Source organism: Oceanobacillus sp. B139/18 (assembly GCF_055524595.1).
In genome coordinates, this window is the sequence record NZ_JBVFXI010000009.1 from 84,087 (window position 1) to 108,826 (window position 24,740).

Here is a 24,740-nt window from a genome sequence, read left to right on the forward strand (position 1 = left end):
TTTCATTGGTTGAAATTAGTCTATCACAGAAAGCTTACTATCAGATAACACCTAAAATCTATCGTTTGTTATAGTTTTTTCCTATATCAAAGTGCTAATAGAAAGTATTCCACAGTAGTTTGATAGCAGCAGCAAATACGAACCTACATTCTATAAATAACACCTATTAAATTAATTCTATGTTATAATAATAAAACAATAGTATACGGTTTCTTCGAGGGTGGTCAGCTCATTCCCTATCGAAAGGGGGTGGTGCTGTATGACAGTTTTTGAAAGTTTAATGCTAGCAATAGCTTTTGCTTCCTTAATTATTGCGGTGCTGTCATTTAATCACAAAAAATAATCCACCCTTGAGTTTAGCGACCAAGGTGGATTATTTCCCTTAACATGCTGACCCTTAAAAGGGAGCCTTGCTATTGACTTACCGTTCGTGTGACACCACGGACGGTACTTCTATTATATTTACTTCTATACTTATTATACCCTATTTTTTTGATTTTTAAAAGTTCTTTCAAATAACTCGTGAACACTGCATCTCCGAACAGAGACAGACTGGAAACTCCAGCCTGTGCACTAGTTCTTCTTTTATTTCCCCCAAACTTCCTCAGCAACTTCCCTTATTAAACGTAATTTATCCCATTGCTGCTCTTCCGTCAGAATATTTCCTTCTTCTGTTGAAGCAAAACCGCATTGCGGACTGACACATAAACGCTCAAGCGGCACATATTTCGAAGCTTCTTCAATGCGTTTCTTGATTTGGGCTTTATCCTCCAGCTCCGGAAACTTAGAAGAGAATAATCCCAATACGATAAGCTTATCGTCACTAACGTTAACGAGAGACTCAAATCCGCCGGCACGTTCGGTATCAAATTCTAAGTAATATGCTTTTACTTTTTCTCTGCCAAATAAATGTTTGGCAATGGCATCATAGGCCCCGGATGAAAACCATTTAGAATGGTAATTTCCTCGGCATACGTGGGTGGTAATGATTAAATCTTCTGGTTGATTTTCAATGACTTTATTATTTAAGACTACGTATAATGAACCGATTTCTTCTATATTCGAATCATCTTCACAGCTGGTCCAGTGGTTTTTACCGACAAGCCTTCCCCACGTACAATCATCCAGCTGCAGATTCCGGCAGCCCGCTGCATATAAATCCTCAATAACCTTTCGATAAGCTGCAGCTATATCCTCCACGAATTCATTCAGGTCTGGATAGATACTTTTCGTCGTTTCTGCATTATCCGGACGCTGGGATTCAGATAAAAATTGCGCTGGAGCGGGAATCGTTTGTCTTGCCACGACTTCCTCATCAGCAAATTGCTGTATAAATTGGAAATGCTCAACAAACGGATGGTTTTCTCCGCTAATTTTACCAGTTAAACGAGCTGTTTCCGCACGCGTTTCTTCACCTTTAAATTGATATCCTTGATTAAGCTCTTGCTTCTTCACTCCTTGAAGCCCCCACATAAAATCAAGATGCCACCAGGAACGGCGAAACTCTCCATCTGTAATTGCTTTTAAGCCGACTTCTTTCTGCTTTTGAATTAAATCCTTGATTGCTTCATCTTCCACAGCTTTTAGATCCTGTGCCGAGATCCTTCCCTTTGCAAAAGCTTCACGGGCTTCCTTTAGTTTTTCCGGTCTCAGGAAGCTTCCCACATTATCAAATCGGAATGGTGTTTCTGCACGTACGCCATGTTTACTCGCTACTGTCATCACTGATCTCTCCCTTGTTTCATTTGGTTGTAGATTAGTCTATCACAGAAACCCCGATATCAGATAACACCTAAAATCTATCGTTCAATATAGCTTTTAACTATATCAAGGATTACGGCAAACTTTGCCTTTCTTCTTCAATACTGGACTGTAAATAAGCAATATAGGTTTGCGCCATTGGACTGAGCTCAATATCTTTATGAACGATATAGCCAACACGAATGACTTCATCAACCTTCAACGGAACCGCAATAATATTATCTCCATTCAGCCTCTGACTGATAACTCCCGTCGATATCGTATAACCATTCAGGCCAATCAGCAGATTAAACATCGTTGCCCGGTCACGGACATGAATATTTTTCGGTCGGGTCAGCGTGCTTAAAATCTCCTCTGAAAAATAAAATGAATTATAATCCCCTTGCTCATAAAGCAAATAAGGATACGGCTCCAAATCCTCCAGCGTCACATACGCTTTCTTTGCCAATGGATTATCCCCGCTGATAAACACATGAGGAGTTGCCTCAAATAAACGGTGAAAAGCTAAATTTCCTTCTCTTAAAAATTTACGGATAATTTGCTCGTTAAAATCGTTGATATACATGATCCCGATTTCACTGTTTAAATTTTTAACATCCTCGATAATTTCATACGTTCTTGTCTCCCGAAATGTAAAATCATATTCGTCCCGGTCATAATCTTTTAATAAGCGTACAAAGGCACTGACTGCAAAAGCATAGTGCTGCGCAGATACAGCAAAATGATGCTGCGGCGCTGCATTGTTAGAATAACGGTTTTCCAGCAATTCCGCCTGTTCTAAAACCTGTCTGGCATAGCCTAAAAACTCAGACCCTTCTTTGGTCACGTGGATTCCTTTGTTTGTACGCGAGAATATTTTGACGCCGATTTCCTTTTCCAATTCCTTTAACGCATTGGATAAGCTCGGCTGACTGATAAATAAAGCTTGGGCTGCTTTGGAAATCGAACGGCTTCTGGCTACTTCAATCACATATTTTAATTGCTGTAAGGTCATTTCTTTCTCCTTCCTCTGGTTTAATTTTTCCGATTACTAAACCATAACATTCTAGCAGCAAAGCGGACATTCTATGCACGCTTTGCTGCTAAAATCACATCATTGGGTAAACGTTGCCTTGACTCGTTTAGATCTGATAAAATAGCCAATCCAAATAAGGTTAATTAAGATAGCGCCCCCGGGCATTTCTCCTTCTACAAATATAGCAGGTATGTTCGATAAAATATTGATACTATAAGCTGTTATCATTAGCTTTGGTAATATTTGTTTCCTTTTGATCCATATATAAATGATAAATAGATAAAAGAAAAACAGAATGATGCTTGTTATGTATACAACTAAACTGTAAGTCCCTAAAGAAGCAGGATTGACAGCGATGACAAGTAATACTACCGAAATGATACTGAACAAAATCATAATTGCCGGAATAATAAGCCATCCTGCAACGATTGCATAACGAGAATCAGTTTGAAATGCTGACTGATGTTCTTCCTTTTTTTCCCCTGCTACGTCCCCTTCTTTGCTCAATTAAAATAAATATAGCAAATTCAGGATATTCCTTCAACTGTGTATTAGACTGCTCAACTCTTTTTAGATTTTCTTATCCATCCTTCCTTTGGTATGTGTTTTCTATAAAACGAAACTTCACTCAGGGAGAGTTTTACGGATGGTTCTTCTCGATAAAAATATCGATTTATATCACGTTAAAAATAATTGGTACGCATACCTCTCTCCATTCTCAAAAGGAAGCTGGATGATTCCCTTGAACTTAAACCCCGCAGACAGAATAACATGCTGCATTGCCCGATTTTTTGGATGTGTATCGATCCGGATTTCCTTGATACCCTTTTCTTCACACATAAACAGCAGCAGCTTCATAAACATTTTCCCGTAGCCCTTCCCATTAATGTCAGGGTTAATAGCGAATTTATGAATGGTTGCATAGTTATCCTCCTGTGATGTATCCCAATCCCCATATCTTATGGAGGAATAAGCCGGCTCTTCTTCATTCGTTATGATTGCTGTACCGATAATCTGCTTATTTATCGTAAAAAGATAATTATTTCCTTTTTCTACCTCTTTCCTTATGTCTTCCTCTTTCGGTGTATCTTCATCAGACCACTGTGGTGATCCGGATGCAGCCAGTTTATTTCTGGCACGATTAATTATTTGCATCATACCTTCAACATCCTCGAGCGTTCCATTTCTCATTTCTATATTCATGACAGGCACCTGCTTTTATTATTTTTACATTCTCTTCGACAGCTTTCTAAGCACTGAGAAGACAAAATGTATCTTTTATTTTAAATTATACATCTTTTTATTTATTCTCTAACAATAATTGCTTCCTTTTATATAAAAATTCCCAAAACGTACTGCCGCACCCTAAATATACCTGCACAATTCCCCAATTCAAACAGTTGACTTCTTTTTCCTTCTTTGATATATTGTCAATGTTATAAAAATTAAAACCGCATACATGATTTAAAGGAATGTAACCTTTAGAGGGCATAACCTGACAAGATAAAGCACGATTCGTGTACTTTATTTTGTCAGGTTTTTTTATTGGATATAACTTACCTTTCACATAGAAGCAGGGGAAGACGTCCAAACTATATAAGATTTACGCAGCTTTTTAACGAACGTTACATTCTAAAATATACAAGGAGGAATACAAATGGGTTACGAAAAACTGGCAAAAGACATCGTGGAAAACGTCGGCGGCGATAAGAATATTAAAAATGTCGTCCACTGTGCCACACGATTAAGATTTCAACTCAGAGATAACAAGAAAGCAAACAAGCAGGTACTTGAGGAAATGGACGGAATACTCAGCGTTGTCCAGAGTGGCGGACAATACCAAGTCGTTATCGGTCCGCATGTATCCGAGGTATATAAAGAAGTTGCAAAAAATACCAATGTGGAAAACAAGCAGGATGATAATAATGACAGCGGCGAAAAAGCGAATTGGGTAGCACAGGTTTTTGATGTGATATCAGGAACATTTTCTCCTTTATTAGGAGCACTTGCCGGCGCAGGTATGTTGAAGGCGCTGTTAATCGTACTAACGATGACTGGAGTGCTCAGTGAAGAAAGCAGCACCTATTTGATTTTATCAGCTGCCGGTAACGCTATATTTTATTTCCTGCCAGTATTTATAGGTTATACATTATCTAATCGATTGGGAGCAAATCCGTTTGTAGGTGCGTCAATCGGAGCGGCCTTATTAGAACCAAACCTAACCGGTCTAATTGATACGAACGCATCCTTTTTAGGAATACCCGCTATTGTAGTAGACTATTCTTCTACGGTATTCCCTATCTTTATTGCCATTTTAATTTATGCTTTACTCGATAAAGGCCTAAGAAAGATTATTCATAAAGATTTACAAATGTTTTTGGTCCCTATGCTATCGCTGCTGATTGCTTTCCCGTTAGCTGTGCTGATTTTCGGACCATTTGGAACATATGTAGGAGATGGTATTGGAGCAGGCATCGAATTTCTTATTGAAAGAAGCGGATTATTAACGGGTGCTGTGTTAGGCGGAGGCTGGTCCTTCTTGACATTGTTTGGTTTACACTGGGGAATTGTTCCAATCTCCATTCAAAACCTTGCAACTGGCGGCGATCCGCTGACACCGATGTTTGCAACTGCAGTGTTCGCGCAAATTGGTGTAGCACTCGGAATCCTAATCCGGGCAAAGGATAGAAAATTAAAAGCATTAGCTGGTTCTACGATGTTACCAGGTGCCCTTGGCGGCGTCACAGAGCCAATTCTTTACGGACTTATCCTGCGTTATCGCAAGACGATTATCTATCTGCTTGCCGGCGGTATCATTGGCGGTGCAGTTAATGGTATGCTAGGATCTGAAGCACTTGCATTTGCTTTCCCTAGTTTCTTATCTATACCTGCATTCTCTCCTATCGGAACCTACCTAATAGGAGTATTAATAGCATTTGCAATTGGCTTGATATTAACATTAGTTTTCGGTTTTGAAGTAACGGACAAAAAAGCCGCTGGCAACGAAAAAGAACAGAATACACCTGCAAAGGCAGCAGAATCAGAGCCAGCACAGAAAAAAGAACAATTAATCGAACAAGAAGCCATCAGAAGTCCATTAACAGGTATCGTCAAGCCTTTAAGCGACGTAAACGATCCAGCCTTCTCCTCTGAAGCAATGGGAAAAGGAGCTGCTATCGAGCCGACAGTCGGTGAAGTTGTGGCACCAGTGAGTGGCGAGATTTCCGCTATTTTCCCAACCCATCATGCTGTTGGAATCACATCGGAACATCAGGCTGAAATCTTGATTCATGTTGGTTTAGACACGGTACAGCTAGAAGGAAAACACTTTGAAGCGCTGGTAAAGCAAGGAGACACTGTGAAACAAGGGGATCCACTGATCCGGTTTGATATTGAAAAAATCAAAGAAGCAGGATTTGATGTAACAACCCCAGTTATTGTCACGAATACAGATAAGTTCACAGACCTTATTGTAACGGATGATGTAGAAGTAAAAGCGAATGATGATTTTATTCGGGCAATTGTATAAGTAAGTAGCTGCTATGCCTCCAAACTCCTGCCTTCCTTTAAGGTCCGGAGTTTGGAGGCTTTTTTCAATCATAAAAAGAAAAAGCCATTAATGAAGCTCCTCTCGCTCTTCAAATGACTTTATTCTTAATAAAACGTATTTACTTCATCTTTCATAACCCGGTTAATCCATCATTCGCTTCTTAAATGTAACGGCAGCCAACACTACCATCGCCGCAGCCCATGCTCCAATAATGGCAAATGGCTTCCACAGCTCTCCAAACCCAGCTCCTGCATCTTCCAACTCTACAATTTCCTGCAGCTGGAGTCCTGGTGTATATTCTAATATTTGTAAGAAAGCATATTGCTCCGCAAACATAATAAACATATTTCCCATCCCAAATATAAACATTACAGGCAGGATATATACAGATGCTTCTAACACACTTCTAGTAATTAAGCCCATCCATGTACCTAATGCAATAAAGAAAATCAAGGACAGAACAATTCCAGCCATTAAACCGATTCTGCCGGAGAAAGAAAAATCCATAATAAACATACTGATACCCGTTACAATCACGGTAATCAAAATCGTTACTGCACTTTTTCCCGACAATATTTCGGTCAATGTTGCCGGGGAAAGCATCAGACCGCGTAACGTGTTTTTCTCTTTTTCTTCTGCTATCATCGCACACTGCAGGAAAGTACCAACTAAAGCAAGCGACATGCTGATGACAAACAAATGCATCTCTATCGTTACATTATCCATTCGACCATATATGACGGCAAAGATAAGCGGCATCAATGCAGTAGACGAAACATACATATTTCGATATAAATCTTTTAAATCCTTTTGAAAAATGGCCATAAATCGTTTTACAGAAAATGTCATACCAGTTCCCTCCCTGTTACTTCAACAAAGATATCTCCTAATGTTGGTTCTTTTGTATAAATCCGCTCCACCATTTCCCGGGAAATATATTGTTGAATTTCCTCAGCACTAGATGATTGAAGTGGAAGCTCCAATTCTCGCCCATCTTTCAGTTCGAGTCCAATTACCTCTTCCCGATACTGTTTTTTTAGCTGTTTTGGTTCGTCTAAAAGCTGGACAACCCCTTTATTTAAAAAGGCTACCTGGCTGCATAGATGATCTGCTTCCTCCATATCATGCGTGGTCAGAAAAATAGTCGTTCCCTGTCGATTCAGTTCTTTTAAACCGTTATGAATATGTTTTGAATTCGCAGGATCCAATGCCGATGTCGGCTCATCTAAAAATAACAACTCAGGCTTATGCAAAAGTGTTCTTGCCAATAATACGCGCTGTGTCATTCCTTTAGACAGCTTAGCAACCTGTGTTTTTTTCTCCGAACCTAAATTAACTGCTTCCAGCGCCTCATCGATCCGCTGTAAAGATGTACCATATAAATCTGCATAAAGCTTTAAGTTATCATAAATAGTCAGCCGTGCGTATAAACCGCTATTATCCGTCACAACCCCAAAGCGTTTTCGATATTCCGGTGTATTTAATTTGGAAACAGGTTCTCCAAAGACCTTCGCTGTCCCTGCTGTCGGCCTCATTTGTCCAGTTAAAATTTTTATAGTTGTTGTTTTCCCAGAGCCGCTCGGACCTAAAAACCCAAATGTTTCACCCTTTTTCACTTGAAAAGAAACATTGTTTAATGCTTGCTTTTTACCAAAAATCTTCTCTAAAGATATCACTTCAATCATATTCTCCATCCCTGAAACCTCCTGTATCAGTTAAGTTGCCTGTGACTACAGAATAGCTTCTTTTCAACAATGGTGCAGTATATTTTCGACGAATGGAGTATATATCACATTGAATTATGCTTATTCTACCCCCAATAATTCTTTCAGCTCGTTCAACTTTGATTTCGATAATGGAACCTCAGAGCTTTTTTTATCTACAAGAGATAAGCTGTAGCTGTTTCTCGTCCATGTAATTACTTCTCTTATTTTTTGAAGATTCACAATATAAGAACGGTGACAGCGAAAGAATCCTTGATGAGACAAGCGCTGTTCCAATTCTTTTAAGGTAAAACCTGTAGGAAACCCCTCTCCGCGAGTATACAGATAGGATTGTCCTTCCTGACTTTCGATGTAATCAATCTCCTGCGGATCAAATAAAATAATCTTATCCTCTACTTTTGCGGAGATTTTATTTAACTGGAAAGTTTGCTTTATTTGAACCGCTTCTTCTGCTGTTTCTTTAACATTTGTTTCTGTGGAGGTTAAACGTTCTTTCTCCTCTGTTTCCACGTCCATTTGCTGTATCCCTTGCTCATTTAGACGATAGACCGTATCCGAAATGGTCACAGCACTCTCCGTACTTGTCGTTAAAATCAATACCGCTTTTTGCTGTTTCTGCAGCAATTCGACAAATTGATGGAGGACCCGTTTCGTTTCTAAATCTACATTGACCTCAGGCTCTTCGAAGATAACCACTTCCGCCTCCTGCATTAATATTCTGCCAAACTGAACACGACGCTTTTCAGAACGATTGAGCTGATGCATCTTCCATTTCGCTTTTTCCTCCAGTTGGATTTGCAATAGTACTTCCTTTATGGAAGTCTTGCTTTGATATAAAGAGCCGATAAATTTCAAATATTCCTGTACCTTCAATCTTTCATAAATGCCCTCTTCATACCAGCAAATCCCTAAAGAAGAAACGTATTTCTGCTTATCCTCCTGTAATGTCTGTTGCTTGATTTGAATCGATCCATTCCGCACATTTTCTTTTCCGATAATCATCTGCAGCAACACCGCACGTATATTAACAGTGGATTGAATTGCCTTTATTTCTCCAGGTTTTACTTCTATATCTATTTTCGGAAATAAGGTCTGGTCTCCCTGACGATATTCCATTCCGTTTATGCTTAACATGTTTCATTCCTCTTTCTATTGATAACATCCTTTATATGAGCTTGCAGTCTAATGATTATTTCATGACAAACCGTTGAATCTTTGATACAGTAGACTCAAAGATAATAATGAAAAGCAACTACTAGGGGAGCCCAACATCGCGGGCTGAGAGGGAAGCATGCTTACTTTCCGACTCTTACAAACCTGATCTGGCTAATACCAGCGTAGGGAAGTAGTCAATCAACATATGATTACTCTCAGTATACCAAATCAGGCTTCTCGATAAAGCCTGATTTTTTATTTTTACAAAGTAGTTACCTTTTCATTTCCCTTAAATTAGAAGGAGATGATTGGATTGAAAAATCGCACACGCCTGTTAACAATGATGGCTGTACTTGTTGCTATCGGAACGATTGGATCACAATTGCTCTGGTTTCCTGCCGGAGTTGCCAGAGCCTATCCTGTTCAACACGCTATCAATGTTATTGCCGGGATTATGCTCGGGCCGGGTCCGGCAGTTATTGTCGCATTGATGATTAGCCTGCTCCGAAACCTTTTAGGACTGGGAACCTTGGTTGCTTTTCCTGGAGCAATGATTGGAGCTTTTGCTGCTGGGGTATTGTATAAGAAAACGCAGAAATATCCAATGGCAGCTCTTGGAGAAATTATTGGCACCGGAATTATCGGCTCTTTCTTTGCAGTTCCGATAGCCAATCTGCTTATGGGAAGCTCTGCGGGAGCATTTGCCTTTATCCCGGCATTTGTTGTAAGCAGTGTCTCTGGTGCATTGATTGGCTGGCTGTTAGTCAGCCGTCTCCCGGCACAGCAGTTTTCTTTAACAAAATAATTTACTTTATTCTATCCAAGGAGGATTTTTATTATGAGTCAGGTTCGTTGTGCATTAACCATTGCCGGTACAGACCCTAGCGGTGGCGCCGGTATTCAAGCAGATTTAAAAACATTTCAGGAGTTAAAAACCTATGGCATGTCCGTGATCACTTCCGTTGTAGCTCAAAATACGACAGGGGTCCGCTCTGTAGAGCATATGCCGCTTTCCATGATTGAGGACCAGCTGGATGCAGTGTTAGAAGATATGCCCATCCATGCTGTGAAAACAGGAATGATTGCAAGTAAGCAGATGATGGAATTAATCGTAAAAAAATTGGAGAAGGTTGATGCACCTTATGTCATGGACCCAGTGATGGTGGCTACCAGCGGGGACTCATTGATTGATGAAGAGGGCCGCAGCTTTTTACGGCAATACCTTCTTCCATTAACAACGGTTGCAACACCGAATATTCCGGAGGCAGAATTCCTGACTGGACGATCCATTACAACTGAAGATGATATGAAAGGCGCAGCCGAATACCTTGTTCATGAATATGGTGTAGATGCAGCCTTAATAAAAGGCGGCCATTTAAAAGGACAAGCAATCGATTTTCTTTATGACGGGAAAAAAATGCATAGCTATGCTGCAGAACGCATTGATACGAAGAATACGCACGGAACAGGCTGTACCTATGCCGCTGCGATTGCTGCTTATTTGGGGAAAGGCTGTCCGCTTCCGGAAGCAGTAAAAAAAGCAAAAGCATTTGTGACTGCTTCCATTTCGAAATCCTTTGACCTTGGAAAAGGGAACGGCCCGACAAATCATTGGGCTATCCGGGAAACCACAGAAAGGAAGATTACGCATGAATCCTGATATTATTCAGCAAGCCAGAAACAACACACCGCTTATTCATCATTTAACCAACCAGGTCGTCATGAACTTTAATGCAAATGGACTGCTGGCTTTTGGGGGCAGTCCTGTCATGGCAAAGGAAATACGGGAAGCTACAGATATGGCCAAGGCCTCCGATGCACTTGTCTTGAACATCGGCACCATTTTAGAAAGCGAAGCCGATGCAATGATTACTGCAGGCAAAGCCGCTAATGAAAAAGGAATTCCTGTTGTTCTGGATCCCGTTGGCGTGGCTGCGAGCTCTTTTCGAAAAGACATGGTCGAAAAGATTCTACAAGAGGTACGTCCAACAGTTATCAAAGGAAATGCAGGTGAGATTGCTTCCTTGGTCGATGCAAACATCCAATCACGCGGAGTAGATTCTGTCGGCGAAGGAAATGTAGATGAAATTGCAGAGCAAGCAGGCAGAAAATATGATACTGCAATTGTGATAACTGGAAAAACAGACGTTATCCATGCTGATCAAAAACTAATTTATAATCAAACAGGGCATCCGCTTCTTTCTAATATTACTGGTTCCGGGTGCTTATTAGGGTCTATTGCTGCCGCGTGCCTGACGACTTCTTACACCGTCTCAGAGCAGCTCAGCTCCGCACTAAGCTTTTACGGACTGGCGGCTGAACATGCAGCAAAACTGCCGCATGTACATGGTCCGGGAACTTTTTTACCAAGCTTTATTGATGCCTTATCCTTTACACCGAAGCAGTTAAATGGAGGATTGGAAGATGATTTTTAATCGAGAGCTATTAAGAAAATATTTTATTATGGGAAGTCAAAACTGTCATAGAGACCCTAACGCTGTTTTAGAAGAAGCGCTTGCTGCCGGTATTACCGCATTTCAATTTCGTGAAAAAGGGACTGGATCATTGAGCGGAGAGAAAAAGCTTCAGCTTGGCAGGGAGCTTAGAGAACGTTGCCGCGCACATGATGTTCCATTCTTTATTAATGACGATATTGAGCTTGCGGAGGAATTGGAGGTGGATGGGATACATGTCGGACAGGATGATATGCCTGTCAAAGAAGTTCGCACCAGGTTTTCAGATAAAATCATTGGCTTATCCATCTCCACACAGGAGGAACTGGATCGGAGTCCGCTTGAGCTGGTGGATTATATTGGTGTCGGTCCTATTTTTACAACGTCTACAAAAGAGGATTCAAAACAAACGGTCGGACTGGAGTGGATTCATACCATCCGCGCTCAATTTCCAGATATACCAATCGTGGCAATTGGAGGCATTCAGACAGAAAATGCCCCTTCTGTCATAGAAGCAGGTGCTGACGGTGTTTCCTTTATTACTGCTGTTACAGAGGCCGATGATATTAAGGAAGCTGCAGATAAGTTATAACGGGCACCCTCCATTTTTATTATCTGCTAATGGCGCCCATTCTGCCTATAATGAAGCGCAAATAACGCAGATACCTCATATGCTATTAGGGAACATCAGCCTAATAGAGGAGGAAAATTATGAATCATTTTCAACCACAGCATCCAAACGGGCAGGAAAACAGACAAAATAACCTGCCCGGACAGATGTTAAATAATTATTTTCAGCCAGCGCCGCAGCATGACTATTCCAATGGAGCTTTTACCGGCAGACCGGACGGAAAATCTGGCGGAGAGGGCGGCTATCAGGCAGAACCGTATTCTGCTAATTCTATGCCGCCTCAATACGATCATCAGCAGCCTGCTAATCCTATGGCGGCTCCATATGAACAGCAGCAGCCTGCGAACCATATGGTGCCTCCATATGAGCAGGAGCATCATTCATCGCCGGAGCGAATCGGCGGCTTTTTTCCTGGTGCACCAAATGGAAATGGAGCAAATTTCCCTGAGGGGATGATGGAACAAATGATAGATATGTTCCCTGAACCTCCAAATAACAATGGGAATGGAGGGGCCTTTCCTAATTGGCCGCCAGCTCCATCCTTCCCAAATTTCCCTGAGAACGGAGGAAATGAAGGACCTCAAGGGCAGCAGCCTGCACCGGCAGGAATGGGCGGGATGAACAGCCAGCCTCCGATGGGTCCGCCGCCTAATTTTGTGCCGCAAAAACAACAGGTGCAGACATTCGCAGTCGACCCTGGCGGTATCAGACATTGCATGTTCCGCTTCACCTATATTTGGCCAAATCATGGCAGAGGATTTTGGGCCTTCCCGACGTTCTTAGGAAGAAACTCGATTGCCGGATTTCGCTGGAACGGGTTCCGCTGGGTTTACTTTGGGATGGACTTAAATAGCATTGAATCCTTCCAATGTATGTAAGGATGATAACATCCGTATATAATGAAAAAAATGGACAGCAGAAGAGCATTGCCTTCGCTGTCCATTTTTTTCATTTCTTTATTTATATTTTTTATCTTCTTTTTTACGCATTTCACGCTGCCAGATCAGCCCTTGCTCCAGCGCCATTTTCTTTGCAATTTTCGGCGCGTTCCAAAGAGGCGGCAGTATCAGTAACGATACCGGTACAGCAGATATAACAATCGAGTTTTGAATCGATGTAATACTGTCTTCCCCAATGGAAAGAATAGCTGCTGTAAATGCTCCAAAAAGCACAGCCCAGCATACCCGTAACCAGCGCTTCGGATTATCATGGCCCGATAGTGTAGCTGCAACGGTATAAGACATGGTATCGGCTGTTGTAGCAACAAATACAATCGATACCAGCAAGAATGCAACGCCCATTACGGTGCCAAGCGGAAGCTGATCGGTAATTGCCATCACAGCTGCCGGCATACCGCCCTCTGCTAATGCAGTAGAAACAGAACCTTCATCCTGCATTTCAAAGAAAATACCTGTTCCGCCAACAATGGAGAACCAGAAATTCGTTACAAGCGGGGCTGCCACTGATACTGCAATAACCAGCTCCCGAATCGTTCTTCCTCTGGAAATCCGGCTGATAAAGACAATAAGCATTGGCGCATAGCCAATAAACCATGCCCAGAAAAAGAGTGTCCAGCCTGACAGCCATTCGCCGTCTCCTCGGTAGAACATCATCTCGAACATATTTTGAATATGCACACCCGTTCCGCCGACAAATCCATCAATTATAAATGCAGTAGGTCCAATAATAAGAACAATAACGCCAAGAAGAATGGTAAATTGGACATTCCAGTTACTTAAATGATAAATTCCTCTATCTACTCCAGTCGCTGCCGAAATTGCTGCTACCGCAACCAGAGCGACCACTACTACAATGCTCATTGTCAATGTGTTCGGAACATCAAATAAATGATTTAAACCATAAGAAATCTGCAGCCCCAAGAACCCGAGCGGGCCCAATGTTCCTGCTGCTGTTGCAATAATAGATACGACATCTGCAGCCGTACCGATAACACTTTTTTCAAAAATCTTCTCTCCAAAAATAGGATATAATAATCCACGCGGCTTTAATGGATAGCCTTTTTGATAATGGACATACATCATAACGATAACAGCTAAGGTACCAAGAATTGCCCATGCAAGGAATCCCCAATGCATAAATGCTTGAGCAAATGCCCCTTCAATAAAGTTAAATTGTCCTCCGCCAAAAAGCGGCGGGGTATCCATATAATGATACATTGGCTCGGCAGCTGCCCAGAAGACACCGCCTGCAGCCAGCAAGGTAACTAATATCATACTAACCCAGCCAAAATAGCTGTATTTAGGTTTATCCTGTTTTCCTAATCTTACTTTTCCATACTTTGATATCGCCAATCCTAAACCGATAGCGAAATTAAGGAATAAGAGTATTTGCCAATAAGCTCCAAACCAATCAGCAGACAAATTAAATAGGGTATTTACTGCATTATCCACCATATCACTGTTGATCAGCGACAGGATAATAAATACTACTAAAAATCCTCCACTGATATAAAAAACTGGCCAATCTAAACCTTTTCCTTTTCCTGACTTCACATTTTACCTCCTGTTTTGTGTAAGCGCCTATCCTTACATTTATATATCATGGATAGACCTGGGGATAAAAGCAGCTTTTCCGTAAAATCCTTGACACGCTTTTATCCTCTCACGTGTTTTATTAGCACATATCTTTCTATTATAGTTACGTGCTTCCTACAACACAACCCGCATTTTAAAGACCTATTCAGCGAATTACTTTGAATATAGAAGTATTTCCCTTATTAAACATTATTAAACCCTTCTCAGTCCCCAAAATAAAAAAATCTCGCGGAATATAGCGAGATTTTCTTCTGATAATTTTTATTTATTTTTTCAAGTCTTACGAATTAATAATTTTATCAACGGTTTCTTCCACTTCATCTCTGGACATTTTTTCTTTCCCGGTTTTCAGAGCATTTAATGTTTTATGCGCAAGTGCCAGTGGAATACGGCAGAAAAGCAGGATATTTTTCGTAGTAATTTGCGTCATATATTGATCTGCTTTTTGCAAATTCGCTTCAGCGTAAGCAAACATTTCTTTTTTGGACCAGTCATCCGGAAAGAATCCGACTCCTCGTTCTGCGTCCTCGTCCACATTCCGTAATATATTCACAGCCTGTAATCCACGACCGTAGCCAATAGCCAAGTCACGATCTGTTTCGGTCCCATCATACCAATTCCATATATCAGACAGCATTACGCCGACAAGACCGGCTACATAATATGTATATTCATCTAAATCTTCTTTTGTCTGTACATTCCATTCTTTCCTTGTCCACTTGGCCATCCCCTCTGCCATTTCACTGGTTGAATCTTTTACTTTCTGCTCGATATCATCGGGGCAAAAATCAATCCAGTCCGGCAGGCGCAATGTCACCTCTGGAAGTTCCTTTTCATGAGGAGCTACCAACTGCTCATAAGCTCCACGCGGAAACACAGGTTCCTTCAACAAACGGCTTGTCTCCATTAATAAGTGCTGCTTTACTTCTGCATCCATTTCCTCGTGATCTTCTATCTCATCCACAGCGCGCATGCAGAGGTAAGCTGAACCAACTGTTTTCCGCAACGTTTTGTTCAACAGTTTAATGGGGATATAAAATGTTCTGCTCGTCTGTTTTAAAACCTTCATTGCATCTTTTTCTAATGTTGCTTTGCTGCTCACCCAAAACTCCTCCTTATTTCATGCGGTTAATACCAGTATAACAAACAAGTTTCTTTTTTTCCTTAAAAGTGTTGAATTCTCATTAATTTTCACATAAAATTCTTGTGCTATCTGTTCCTTTTAAGCTAAGATAATAAATAGTGTTTTGTAAAACGAAAATTCATTCCGTGGGAGTTTTTGCTTTTCTTCGCAATAAGTATAGATGCTGAAAGCGTTTGTTTAGACAATCATAACTAATCCAAGATAATTATAGATAAGGCGTGTTGTTTTATGAATAAAGGTGTGTATTTGTTAATGACCATTTCATTCGTTGTCGGAATGGTTGAATTAATTATTGGCGGCATTCTCGATTTAGTCGCAACAGACTTAGACGTATCCTTAGGAAAGGCAGGACTTTTGATTACGATTTTCTCTCTGGTTTTTGCTGTTTCCTCTCCTATTTTACTTTATTTAACAGCTTCTGTGGAACGGAAAAAGCTGACGATTATTTCTTTATTCATCTTTTTGCTGGGAAATATACTAGCTGTTTTTAGTTTGAACTATACGATGATTTTTATTAGCAGAATTATTTCCGCAGCAAGTGCTTCCTTATTAATTGTACTTTGTACAATGATGGCGTCCTCGATTGTGAAGCCTGCTTACCGCGGTCGGGCTATCGGCACCGTAAGTATGGGAGTAAGCGGATCTCTGGTTTTCGGAATTCCATTTGGTTTAATACTCGGTGAATCATTTGGCTGGCGGGCGCCGTTTGTACTTATTGCTCTCTTAACAGTTGCTTCTATTATATGTGTTTATTTGTTTATGCAGCGTGTTCCTTCTTCGGAAAAACCCTTGCCGATAACAACACAGCTAAAAATGATTCGCAACCCAAAAATTCTTTTTATCCTGCTGACTACGTTCTTTGTGTTAGCTGGGCATACTGCGTTATACGGCTACTTGAATCCATTTGTAAAGGATTTTATGGAATTGGACGGCATCTGGTTAAGCGCCATTTATCTGATTTTTGGTATTTCTGCTGTCAGCGGCGGTGGTACAGGCGGCACATTATCCGATTTATTTGGACCAAAACGAACCATTCTTGCTGCCATTGGTTTATTTGTAGCTACGATTATAATTATCCCTGCTTCATCATTCCACGTGGTATTATTCCTTGTCGTGCTTATTCTATGGGGAATGCTCAGCTGGGCAGTCTCTCCACCGGTTCAAAGCTATTTGATTGAGACCTCTCCACAAAATTCGAGCATCCTGGTCAGCCTAAATAACTCTGCTTTACATCTGGGTATTGCAGTCGGATCCTTTGTTGGAAGCATCGTCATTGAACAGGCCAGTGTAGATAAGAATGCCTATGTCGGCGGAGCAATCGTTTTATTAGGTCTGTTTACTGCTTTGATTGCCCTAAAGGGATATAAACGTCCGCAGGTTACAGCTGAATCTGAATAGTTTCTTCCTTTGTAAAGCTTTGCTGTTATATATGAACCCCTCTGAAAGCTTCTTTTTTTCAGTTTTCAGAGGGGTTCCTTTCTGCCCACACGCTATATTTTTAACGGAAAACAACAGCTGCCTCAGGAATACGTTTGTTTATCTTTCTCACATGAGCTCTTTTCCTTCTTTATAATAGTTCGTCTGTATATCACAATAGGAAACACTCCTAAAATAAACCCAGCCAGCGCAAAAATCTCTGTTTTCCCGATACTATAGCCAATACTTACACCCAGGCTTAAGAAAATAATAAATAATGCTCCGAGATGATAAATTCGCACAGTTCTCTTCCCCTTTTTATCTATTTATATGAAAAAATAGCAAAAATGGCACAGCCGCTGGATTCATTCCGTTAAAACCATTCTAAAATGTGACGATTTTTTAAATCGCTGATTATTCCGCTTTAAGAAAACGGTTACATATATAAACGCTTATCTTTTCTAAAAATTCGCTATTGCCTTACTCTCTTTTTCATGTTTAAATAAATTCAATATACAATAGGAAGCGTAGAGGTGGTAAGATGGAAGAGAAGGTTTCAGTAGGTTTATTAGGTCTTGGTGTCGTTGGATCAGGAGTTATTCACTTGATTGAAGATCATCAGGAAAAATTAGCCCATCAATTAGGCTGTAAAGTCGAAGTGGATAAAGTACTTGTGCGTAATATCGAAAAGGCTCGGAATATTGATGTGGATCAAAGCCTTTTAACAACCAACCCCGATGATGTTCTGGAAAACCCGAATATCGATCTTGTTATTGAAGTAATGGGCGGTATTGATCATACAAAGGAACATATTTTAAAGGCCTTTTCCAATAAAAAACATGTTGTTTCAGCTAACAAAGACTTAGTGGCTGTTCATGGTCCTGAGTTACAGGCGGCTGCAGTAAAAAATAATTGTGATTTTTATTATGAAGCCAGTGTTGCCGGTGGCATTCCTATCCTTCGCGGAATTAACGAGGGTTTATCCTCTGATCATATTCAAAAAATTATGGGGATTGTCAATGGAACAACAAACTATATCCTGACAAAAATGGACGAAGAAGGCGTAAGCTATGAGGATGCACTTGCAGATGCACAGCAGCTCGGTTTTGCTGAAGCAGATCCGACATCTGATGTAGAAGGCTTAGATGCAGCCCGAAAAATGGCTATCCTTGGCCGGCTGGCATTCTCTACACCTGTTGATTTGCAGGACGTGGAGGTAGAAGGTATCCATGGCATTGAATTAAAAGATCTTCGTTATGCTGCACAGTTGGGATATACTATGAAGCTTATCGGATTTGCAAACTTTTTCGACCATGAATTAGAAGTAAGTGTCGAACCTACCCTGCTGGCGAAAAATCATCCGCTGGCAAGCGTTAAAAATGAATATAATGCAGTATACGTGTATGGTGAAGCAGTTGGGGAGACCATGTTCTATGGCCCGGGCGCCGGCAGCCTCCCGACAGCGACTGCTATTCTATCCGATGTTATCGCAGCTATCAAAGCGATGCGTTTAGGCGTGTCAGGAAAGCAGTTAAATGACATGCAGTTTCCAAAAACATTACGTCCAAAAGAGAAACAGCATGGTCAATATTATGTGCGCCTATGCGTGGAGGACAAAACGGGGGTATTCTCAGAAATCTCATCGATTTTCCATGAACAGGATATCAGCTTCCAGCGTATTTTACAGACACCTGTGGATGAAAAAGATTCTGCAGAGATTGTGCTGGTTACACATGATACACCATACTCTCATTTTGAAGAAGTACTGAATCAATTAAAATCATTTGATGCAGTAAACGAGATAAAAAGCTATTACAAAGTAGAAGGAGATGCGTAAGATGGCTTGGAAAGGGTTAATTGAAGAATATCGTGACTTACTTCCTGTCACAGATAAAACACCCGCTTTATCATTATCAGAAGGAAATACACCACTTTATCATTTTCCAAATCTGTCAAAGGAATTGGGAATTGAATTATACGGGAAGTTTGAAGGCTTAAACCCGACCGGCTCATTCAAAGACCGCGGCATGGTCATGGCTGTTGCCAAAGCCATAGAAGAAGGCAGTAACTCTGTTATTTGTGCTTCTACCGGAAATACCTCTGCATCGGCAGCAGCTTATGCCGCTCGTGCAGGTCTGCGGGCGATTATCGTTATCCCTAAAGGAAAGATTGCGCTTGGAAAGCTGGCTCAGGCTGTCATGTATGGAGCAGAAATCGTAGAAATTGAAGGCAATTTTGACCAAGCGCTGCAGCTGGTTCGTAAAATCAGCGAAAAATCGCCTATTACTCTAGTAAACTCTGTGAATCCATATCGTTTGGAAGGACAAAAAACAGCAGCCTTTGAAGTTTGTGAGCAGCTTGGAGAAGCTCCTGACATCTTAGCAATCCCGGTCGGCAACGCTGGAAATATCAGTGCCTACTGGAAAGGTTTTAAAGAATTTAATGCATCCAAAGGTACAGCCCTTCCAAAAATGTTTGGTTTTGAAGCTGAAGGTGCAGCAGCTATTGTCAGAGATGAAGTAGTTGAAGATCCGGAAACGGTAGCAACAGCCATTCGAATTGGTAACCCGGCGAGCTGGGATTTAGCAGTTCAGGCAAGAGAAGAATCAGGCGGAATGATTGGTTCTGTCACAGATGATGAAATTGTATCTGCATTTAAGCTTCTTCCGCGTAAAGAAGGTGTATTTGCAGAACCGGGCTCAGCGGCTTCCATTGCTGGCGTTATCCAACAGGTAAAAGCAGGTAAAATTCCACAGGGAAGCAAGGTTGTAGCTGTATTGACAGGCAATGGCTTAAAAGATCCGCAAACAGCTATTGACCAGCTGACCATCGACCCTGTATCCCTGCCAAATGACGAAACGGCTATCCTTGAATATTTAGAGAAGATGATTACGTCATGATGCCGTTTCGCATCTCTGTACCGGCAAGCAGTGCTAATCTTGGCCCTGGTTTTGATTCCATGGGCCTTGCATTAGGTCTGTATATTCATTTGGACGTAGAAGCTTCTGATCATCATGCATTTTTCGCACACGGCTCTGAAAAAAACCAAGAAAATCATTTTATTTGGAACATTACAGAGCAGGTAGCTGCACGATACGGGACTGCCTTGCCTCCCTGCAAGGTGCAGGAGGTCAGTGAAATACCGCTGGCCAGAGGTTTGGGCAGCAGTGCTTCTGCGATTGTTGCAGGAATTGAACTGGCTAATCAGCTGGGAAACCTGCAGTTAACAAATGAACAGAAATTAGCATTTGGGACAGAAATCGAAGGGCATCCTGATAATATTGCCCCGGCTTTATTTGGAGGATTAACGATTTCTACTATGCTCGATGATGATATTCCTTCTGTCCGGCTTCATGATATTGAATTAGATTTAATTGCGTATATACCAGAAGTAGAGCTGAAAACAGAAGTTGCCAGAGATTGTCTGCCAGATACATATGAACGTAACTATGCAGCAAGAGCTAGTGCAATGAGCAACCTGGTTGTTGCTGCACTCTATTCCAAGGATTATCCATTGTTTGGGAAAATGCTCGAGAACGATTTATTTCACGAGCCTTTTCGTAAAACACTCATACCTAATTTTGATGCTATTCGTGAAAAAGCGAAAGAGCTTGGAGCATTTGGTACAGCTTTAAGCGGCGCCGGACCAACCATGCTTTCTTTTGTAGCAAAAGGAAATGGGGAAACAGTGAAAGAAACGATGGCAAAACAACTTGAAGGGTATCAAGTAAAGGTTTTAGAGATTGATACAAAAGGGGTTTCGATTTCTTAAAATAGTAAAAATGTGCAAGCGCGGATGGGAGACGCTTGCACATTTTTTATATGGTTTCATTATAGATCAGACCATTATCATTTTGAATATCAATGATTTTTAAGCGGTTATCGTCTTTGACAAAGATGGTTTTATAGTATTTCTCTCCATCGATTTCATAAAACATTACACGCGTTCCTTTATTATCTGTTTCGACAACCACATCATAGTCTCCCTCATCAATCTGTCCGCCAATGACTTCCTGCTCTTCATATTCATAGGAGGTGTCTGTATTATTATCAGCGGAAGTGCCGGTATCTGATTCATTCTCTTCTGTCGTCTCTTGATTCTCATCAGCATTATTATTTACTTCCTGCTCTGTATCAGCTTGACAAGCACTGACAATAAATAGTATACACAGCAGACCAATGATTTGTAATGTTCTTGTCATTTTATCTCCTCCTCCTCTTTTTTATTTCCTTTATCCAGTCATCTAAAACCCCTAGCCTTCTTTCTTTTTCGTTTGCTTTTTCCAGTAAACTTGTTCCTGGTGGGCCGATTTAAAAAATGAAACACCCATGAGGATAACTACGATGGAGAACGGAAGCGCCGCAATAATCAGCATATTTTGCAGACCTTGCGTACCGCCGAAGTAAACAATAATTGCTGCAACAGCTGATTGCATCATTCCCCACATAATTTTAACAGAATTGCGCGGATTAATAGTTCCTCCCGTACTTAACATTCCCAGTACAAACGTAGCCGAGTCAGCAGATGTAATAAAGAAGACGGCTACTACAATTATGGTAATGATAGACATCATCATTCCAAATGGATATTCATTTAAAACTCCAAACGTGGAGGTTTCCAATGCAAATTCCGATATTTTAGCAATTCCATTCTGTTCCAAGTTTAAAGCGGAAGCACCAAAAACAGTAAAGAAAATAAAACAGACAATAGCTGGAACAAATAACACGCCCAGCATAAATTCCTTAATCGTTCTCCCTTTAGAAATGCGGGCAATAAAGATGCCCACAAATGGCGACCAAGAAATCCACCATGCCCAATAAAAGATCGTCCAATCATCAATCCAGCCTCTCTGTTCTGCATTCTGAGGAGCCATTCGCAGACTCATCTCAAAAAAGTCTGATACATAGCTTCCTAATGTATGTGTGAACATATTAAGAATGTATAAGGTAGGTCCAATGATAAATAGCAGGAGTAATAATACAAATGCCAGACCCATATTAAAATTACTTAAGTATTTTATTCCTCTGCCAATCCCGGACCAGGCTGAAACAATAAACAGGACAGTTGCTATGACTAAAATGAGCAGCTGCACTGGAAAAGTTCCAGGTGTACCAAATAAATAGGATAGCCCGCCATTAATTTGCGCAGATCCAAACCCTAAGGTCGCAGCAACACCAACGACAGTAGCAAATACAGCCAGGGTATCTATGATTTTTCCCGGAAGACCTTGCATTGATTTCTTGCCGAACAGCGGGACTAATGTAGCGCTAATGAGCCCCGGGGTGTCTTTATGGAATTTAAAGTATGCTAATACCAGAGCCACCATGCCATATACAGCCCAGGCATGCATCCCCCAATGAAAGAAAGCATATTTCAAGCTGTCGTTAAGCGCTTGCTCTGAGCCCAGCTCTGCTCCAGGAGAACTGATAAAAGCATGGGAAATTGGTTCGGAAGTTGTCCAAAATACTAATCCCATCCCCATTCCCGCACTAAACAGCATAGTAAACCATGATAATAAACTAAACTCAGGTTTATCATGTTCTTTCCCTAATTTAATATTTCCATATCGTGAAAAAATAAGATACACACATAATACCAGCGTTAACATGACTAATAATAAGTAATACCAACCAAATTTTTCAGAGATAAACGTAGTAATCTCTAATGTAACCACTTCTAAATTAACAGGAGCAAAGGAGCCCCAAAGAACTACAATAATACATAAAGCTAAAGCGTACCAAAACACGCTTGTTACACTTTTCATGCCTACACCTCTTCTATTTATTTGTTTTTATGTACAAGTATTCTAACTATTCCCCGGGTCGCTATACTATCAAACCTTTGTATATCTCCTTCTTATTAAATCTTTTATTATAAGAAGCCCTCCCGGGAGACGGTTTGAAAACAGCAATTAATAGAGAATTACCGTGTTCCAAGCTATGCTGAAATTCCAATGTAATTAGTGAATAATACCTGTTTTAAAAACAACTTCCCTTAGTGTAGATAAGGTAGATTTTTCTTCGAATCCATACCCAAAGACTGTGCAGATGCAAGTAGTTTAAAAAGCGGTTTTACAGCGAAGATAAGCGGCCATTAATCGTATCATCCTTGTAATCGAAGGGAGGAAAAATTTCTAAAAGAGGATATTCAAAAAGTATTTAGAAATAAAAAAACAGGAAAGTCTGTCTTACTGACTTTCCCGCTTCATTATTTCTTCTATATTTATCCCATTAACGCTGTCATCAAAGCTTTTTGTGCATGCAGGCGGTTTTCGGACTGCAGGAAGACAACAGAATGCTTCCCGTCAATCACTCCTGCAGATACCTCTTCTCCCCGATGAGCTGGCAGGCAATGCATAAAGGTGACATCTGCTTTTGCATTGGCAAGAAGTGCTTCATTTACCTGAAACTGCTGAAAGTCCTGCTCACGCTTTGTTTGCTCCGCTTCCTGCCCCATGCTTGCCCATACATCTGTATAAACGACATCTGCATTTTTCACAGCCTCGGCTGGATCATTACTCCATTCAATCGTTGCACTGTGTTCAGAAGCAAATTGTTTCGCTTTTTCCGTAACCTGCTCCTCCGGCTTATAATCATCTGGTGTTACTGTAACAATATGCATGCCCATTTTTGCAGCACCAATCATTAAAGAATGCGCCATATTATTACCATCACCGATATAAACCAGTTTCTGTCCCTGCAGCACACCTTTCACCTCTTTGATGGTCTGTAAATCTGCTAATACCTGACATGGGTGATAAAGGTCTGTCAATCCATTGATGACAGGGATACTTGCATACTTCGCCAGCTCCGCCACATCATCCTGATTATAGGTACGGATCATAATTCCATCCAAATAGCCTGAAAGCACCTGTGCTGTATCTGCAATCGTTTCTCCCCTGCCAATCTGTATATCCTTGGAGCTTAAGAAAATACCTAAACCGCCCAGCTGATAGATACCTGTTTCAAAGGATACACGCGTTCTTGTCGAAGCCTTTTCAAAAATCATTCCTAACGTTTTCCCCTTCAAGGGTTCAAAAATAATCCCTTCTTTACTTTGCTTCTTTTGATAATCTGCTAATTCGATCAAATAGTCGATTTCATCTTTTGTATAATCAGCAAGTGTCAGAAAGTCTCTTCCTTTTAACTCCTGCTGCTGAAATTGGATTTGATTTGTTGTCATTCACGTACACCTCTTCAATAAGTTGTTATGAATTATTATGCAATAAAAAGAATATTTATTCAATAGTTTTTGAGATTTTTTTTATTCCATCATATCTTGCTTAATTACTTTTAATATCTTGTATACTCTTTACTAACTTTTTAATCTATATAC

The 24,740-nt window shown here is 40.8% G+C and carries 24 protein-coding genes and 1 riboswitch; of the genes, 11 read left to right on the forward strand and 13 right to left on the reverse strand.

Going from position 1 to position 24,740, the window contains the following annotated elements:
* Nucleotides 1–259: 259 nt before the first annotated feature.
* The gene (locus ACZSMY_RS20605; protein WP_226894940.1) at nucleotides 260–343 is read left to right on the forward strand and encodes a putative holin-like toxin; all 84 of its coding nucleotides are present in this window, start codon (nucleotides 260–262) and stop codon (nucleotides 341–343) included.
* Nucleotides 344–585: 242 nt separating this feature from the next.
* Here ACZSMY_RS20605 and ACZSMY_RS20610 read toward each other — a convergent pair whose 3' ends face one another.
* From ACZSMY_RS20610 to ACZSMY_RS20625, 4 genes are all read right to left on the reverse strand, one after another.
* Complete coding sequence (locus ACZSMY_RS20610; RefSeq protein WP_413465451.1) at nucleotides 586–1,725, reverse strand: 5-methyltetrahydropteroyltriglutamate--homocysteine S-methyltransferase; 1,140 nt, start codon at nucleotides 1,723–1,725, stop codon at nucleotides 586–588.
* Nucleotides 1,726–1,834: 109 nt separating this feature from the next.
* Entirely contained in the window at nucleotides 1,835–2,755 is a 921-nt protein-coding gene (locus ACZSMY_RS20615; protein WP_193063986.1) for a LysR family transcriptional regulator, read from the reverse strand.
* Between the two features lie 99 nt (nucleotides 2,756–2,854).
* Nucleotides 2,855–3,283, reverse strand: coding sequence for a DUF2569 family protein (locus ACZSMY_RS20620; RefSeq protein ID WP_465148258.1), 429 nt, complete (start codon nucleotides 3,281–3,283; stop codon nucleotides 2,855–2,857).
* Between the two features lie 171 nt (nucleotides 3,284–3,454).
* Nucleotides 3,455–3,979 (reverse strand): GNAT family N-acetyltransferase, encoded by a 525-nt coding sequence (locus ACZSMY_RS20625; RefSeq protein ID WP_256705724.1) that lies wholly within the window; start codon nucleotides 3,977–3,979, stop codon nucleotides 3,455–3,457.
* Nucleotides 3,980–4,433: 454 nt separating this feature from the next.
* On the opposite strand from ACZSMY_RS20625, the gene ACZSMY_RS20630 reads away from it, so the two are divergent.
* Entirely contained in the window at nucleotides 4,434–6,305 is a 1,872-nt protein-coding gene (locus ACZSMY_RS20630; RefSeq protein WP_042532087.1) for a beta-glucoside-specific PTS transporter subunit IIABC, read from the forward strand.
* Between the two features lie 162 nt (nucleotides 6,306–6,467).
* Here ACZSMY_RS20630 and ACZSMY_RS20635 read toward each other — a convergent pair whose 3' ends face one another.
* The 3 genes from ACZSMY_RS20635 to ACZSMY_RS20645 form a co-directional block, all read right to left on the reverse strand.
* A complete protein-coding gene (locus tag ACZSMY_RS20635) occupies nucleotides 6,468–7,175 on the reverse strand; it encodes an ABC transporter permease (protein WP_042532085.1) in 708 nt (235 codons plus the stop codon).
* Entirely contained in the window at nucleotides 7,172–8,020 is an 849-nt protein-coding gene (locus ACZSMY_RS20640; RefSeq protein WP_042532083.1) for an ABC transporter ATP-binding protein, read from the reverse strand. Before ACZSMY_RS20640 ends, ACZSMY_RS20635 begins: the two co-directional genes overlap by 4 nt.
* A 111-nt stretch (nucleotides 8,021–8,131) precedes the next feature.
* Nucleotides 8,132–9,184: a LytTR family transcriptional regulator DNA-binding domain-containing protein gene (locus ACZSMY_RS20645; RefSeq protein WP_042532081.1), complete on the reverse strand. Its 1,053-nt coding sequence runs from the start codon at nucleotides 9,182–9,184 to the stop codon at nucleotides 8,132–8,134.
* Between the two features lie 113 nt (nucleotides 9,185–9,297).
* Nucleotides 9,298–9,411: riboswitch (TPP riboswitch) on the forward strand.
* A gap of 134 nt (nucleotides 9,412–9,545) precedes the next feature.
* On the opposite strand from ACZSMY_RS20645, the gene thiW reads away from it, so the two are divergent.
* From thiW to ACZSMY_RS20670, 5 genes are all read left to right on the forward strand, one after another.
* Entirely contained in the window at nucleotides 9,546–10,010 is a 465-nt protein-coding gene (gene thiW / locus ACZSMY_RS20650) for an energy coupling factor transporter S component ThiW (protein ID WP_276325313.1), read from the forward strand.
* 33 nt (nucleotides 10,011–10,043) lie between these two features.
* On the forward strand, nucleotides 10,044–10,865 hold the full coding sequence (gene thiD, locus ACZSMY_RS20655) for a bifunctional hydroxymethylpyrimidine kinase/phosphomethylpyrimidine kinase (protein ID WP_368901512.1): 822 nt from the start codon (nucleotides 10,044–10,046) through the stop codon (nucleotides 10,863–10,865).
* Nucleotides 10,855–11,640, forward strand: a complete 786-nt coding sequence (thiM, locus tag ACZSMY_RS20660; protein WP_042532076.1) for a hydroxyethylthiazole kinase — start codon at nucleotides 10,855–10,857, stop codon at nucleotides 11,638–11,640. The genes thiD and thiM overlap by 11 nt, the downstream gene beginning before the upstream one ends.
* A complete protein-coding gene (thiE, locus tag ACZSMY_RS20665; RefSeq protein ID WP_379542346.1) occupies nucleotides 11,630–12,250 on the forward strand; it encodes a thiamine phosphate synthase in 621 nt (206 codons plus the stop codon). Before thiM ends, thiE begins: the two co-directional genes overlap by 11 nt.
* Nucleotides 12,251–12,369: 119 nt before the next feature.
* Nucleotides 12,370–13,167: a hypothetical protein gene (locus tag ACZSMY_RS20670; protein WP_341172581.1), complete on the forward strand. Its 798-nt coding sequence runs from the start codon at nucleotides 12,370–12,372 to the stop codon at nucleotides 13,165–13,167.
* Nucleotides 13,168–13,245: 78 nt separating this feature from the next.
* Here ACZSMY_RS20670 and ACZSMY_RS20675 read toward each other — a convergent pair whose 3' ends face one another.
* Nucleotides 13,246–14,802: a BCCT family transporter gene (locus ACZSMY_RS20675; protein ID WP_042532072.1), complete on the reverse strand. Its 1,557-nt coding sequence runs from the start codon at nucleotides 14,800–14,802 to the stop codon at nucleotides 13,246–13,248.
* 322 nt (nucleotides 14,803–15,124) lie between these two features.
* Nucleotides 15,125–15,946, reverse strand: a complete 822-nt coding sequence (locus ACZSMY_RS20680; protein ID WP_042532071.1) for a squalene/phytoene synthase family protein — start codon at nucleotides 15,944–15,946, stop codon at nucleotides 15,125–15,127.
* 270 nt (nucleotides 15,947–16,216) lie between these two features.
* On the opposite strand from ACZSMY_RS20680, the gene ACZSMY_RS20685 reads away from it, so the two are divergent.
* A complete protein-coding gene (locus tag ACZSMY_RS20685) occupies nucleotides 16,217–17,386 on the forward strand; it encodes an MFS transporter (RefSeq protein WP_212928607.1) in 1,170 nt (389 codons plus the stop codon).
* Between the two features lie 122 nt (nucleotides 17,387–17,508).
* On the opposite strand, the gene ACZSMY_RS20690 is transcribed toward ACZSMY_RS20685, so the two are convergent.
* Nucleotides 17,509–17,706, reverse strand: a complete 198-nt coding sequence (locus ACZSMY_RS20690) for a hypothetical protein (RefSeq protein WP_465148259.1) — start codon at nucleotides 17,704–17,706, stop codon at nucleotides 17,509–17,511.
* Nucleotides 17,707–17,945: 239 nt separating this feature from the next.
* Here ACZSMY_RS20690 and ACZSMY_RS20695 point away from each other — a divergent pair, with 239 nt between their 5' ends.
* The 3 genes from ACZSMY_RS20695 to thrB are packed head-to-tail and all read left to right on the forward strand — an operon-like array spanning nucleotide 17,946 to nucleotide 21,176.
* Complete coding sequence (locus tag ACZSMY_RS20695) at nucleotides 17,946–19,241, forward strand: homoserine dehydrogenase (protein WP_368901514.1); 1,296 nt, start codon at nucleotides 17,946–17,948, stop codon at nucleotides 19,239–19,241.
* Nucleotide 19,242: 1 nt separating this feature from the next.
* On the forward strand, nucleotides 19,243–20,304 hold the full coding sequence (gene thrC, locus ACZSMY_RS20700) for a threonine synthase (RefSeq protein WP_042532064.1): 1,062 nt from the start codon (nucleotides 19,243–19,245) through the stop codon (nucleotides 20,302–20,304).
* Entirely contained in the window at nucleotides 20,301–21,176 is an 876-nt protein-coding gene (gene thrB, locus ACZSMY_RS20705) for a homoserine kinase (protein ID WP_379542416.1), read from the forward strand. The genes thrC and thrB overlap by 4 nt, the downstream gene beginning before the upstream one ends.
* Before the next feature lie 46 nt (nucleotides 21,177–21,222).
* Here the strand turns inward: thrB and ACZSMY_RS20710 are convergent, their stop codons facing one another.
* The 3 genes from ACZSMY_RS20710 to argF form a co-directional block, all read right to left on the reverse strand.
* Nucleotides 21,223–21,606: a hypothetical protein gene (locus ACZSMY_RS20710; protein ID WP_052484982.1), complete on the reverse strand. Its 384-nt coding sequence runs from the start codon at nucleotides 21,604–21,606 to the stop codon at nucleotides 21,223–21,225.
* A gap of 51 nt (nucleotides 21,607–21,657) precedes the next feature.
* Entirely contained in the window at nucleotides 21,658–23,169 is a 1,512-nt protein-coding gene (locus ACZSMY_RS20715) for a BCCT family transporter (protein ID WP_379542418.1), read from the reverse strand.
* 458 nt (nucleotides 23,170–23,627) lie between these two features.
* A complete protein-coding gene (gene argF, locus ACZSMY_RS20720) occupies nucleotides 23,628–24,587 on the reverse strand; it encodes an ornithine carbamoyltransferase (protein ID WP_212928606.1) in 960 nt (319 codons plus the stop codon).
* Nucleotides 24,588–24,740: the final 153 nt, after the last annotated feature.

Coding starts and splice junctions, on each gene's coding strand:
- thiM (WP_042532076.1), top strand. CDS start 10,855: ATGAATCCTGATATTATTCAGCAAGCCAGAAACAACACACCGCTTATT.
- thrB (WP_379542416.1), top strand. CDS start 20,301: ATGATGCCGTTTCGCATCTCTGTACCGGCAAGCAGTGCTAATCTTGGC.
- thiW (WP_276325313.1), top strand. CDS start 9,546: ATGATGGCTGTACTTGTTGCTATCGGAACGATTGGATCACAATTGCTC.
- argF (WP_212928606.1), bottom strand. CDS start 24,587: ATGACAACAAATCAAATCCAATTTCAGCAGCAGGAGTTAAAAGGAAGA.
- ACZSMY_RS20685 (WP_212928607.1), top strand. CDS start 16,217: ATGAATAAAGGTGTGTATTTGTTAATGACCATTTCATTCGTTGTCGGA.
- ACZSMY_RS20695 (WP_368901514.1), top strand. CDS start 17,946: ATGGAAGAGAAGGTTTCAGTAGGTTTATTAGGTCTTGGTGTCGTTGGA.
- ACZSMY_RS20640 (WP_042532083.1), bottom strand. CDS start 8,020: ATGGAGAATATGATTGAAGTGATATCTTTAGAGAAGATTTTTGGTAAA.
- ACZSMY_RS20605 (WP_226894940.1), top strand. CDS start 260: ATGACAGTTTTTGAAAGTTTAATGCTAGCAATAGCTTTTGCTTCCTTA.
- ACZSMY_RS20645 (WP_042532081.1), bottom strand. CDS start 9,184: ATGTTAAGCATAAACGGAATGGAATATCGTCAGGGAGACCAGACCTTA.
- ACZSMY_RS20715 (WP_379542418.1), bottom strand. CDS start 23,169: ATGAAAAGTGTAACAAGCGTGTTTTGGTACGCTTTAGCTTTATGTATT.
- ACZSMY_RS20630 (WP_042532087.1), top strand. CDS start 4,434: ATGGGTTACGAAAAACTGGCAAAAGACATCGTGGAAAACGTCGGCGGC.
- ACZSMY_RS20710 (WP_052484982.1), bottom strand. CDS start 21,606: ATGACAAGAACATTACAAATCATTGGTCTGCTGTGTATACTATTTATT.
- ACZSMY_RS20670 (WP_341172581.1), top strand. CDS start 12,370: ATGAATCATTTTCAACCACAGCATCCAAACGGGCAGGAAAACAGACAA.
- ACZSMY_RS20615 (WP_193063986.1), bottom strand. CDS start 2,755: ATGACCTTACAGCAATTAAAATATGTGATTGAAGTAGCCAGAAGCCGT.
- thiE (WP_379542346.1), top strand. CDS start 11,630: ATGATTTTTAATCGAGAGCTATTAAGAAAATATTTTATTATGGGAAGT.
- thrC (WP_042532064.1), top strand. CDS start 19,243: ATGGCTTGGAAAGGGTTAATTGAAGAATATCGTGACTTACTTCCTGTC.
- ACZSMY_RS20625 (WP_256705724.1), bottom strand. CDS start 3,979: ATGAATATAGAAATGAGAAATGGAACGCTCGAGGATGTTGAAGGTATG.
- thiD (WP_368901512.1), top strand. CDS start 10,044: ATGAGTCAGGTTCGTTGTGCATTAACCATTGCCGGTACAGACCCTAGC.
- ACZSMY_RS20635 (WP_042532085.1), bottom strand. CDS start 7,175: ATGACATTTTCTGTAAAACGATTTATGGCCATTTTTCAAAAGGATTTA.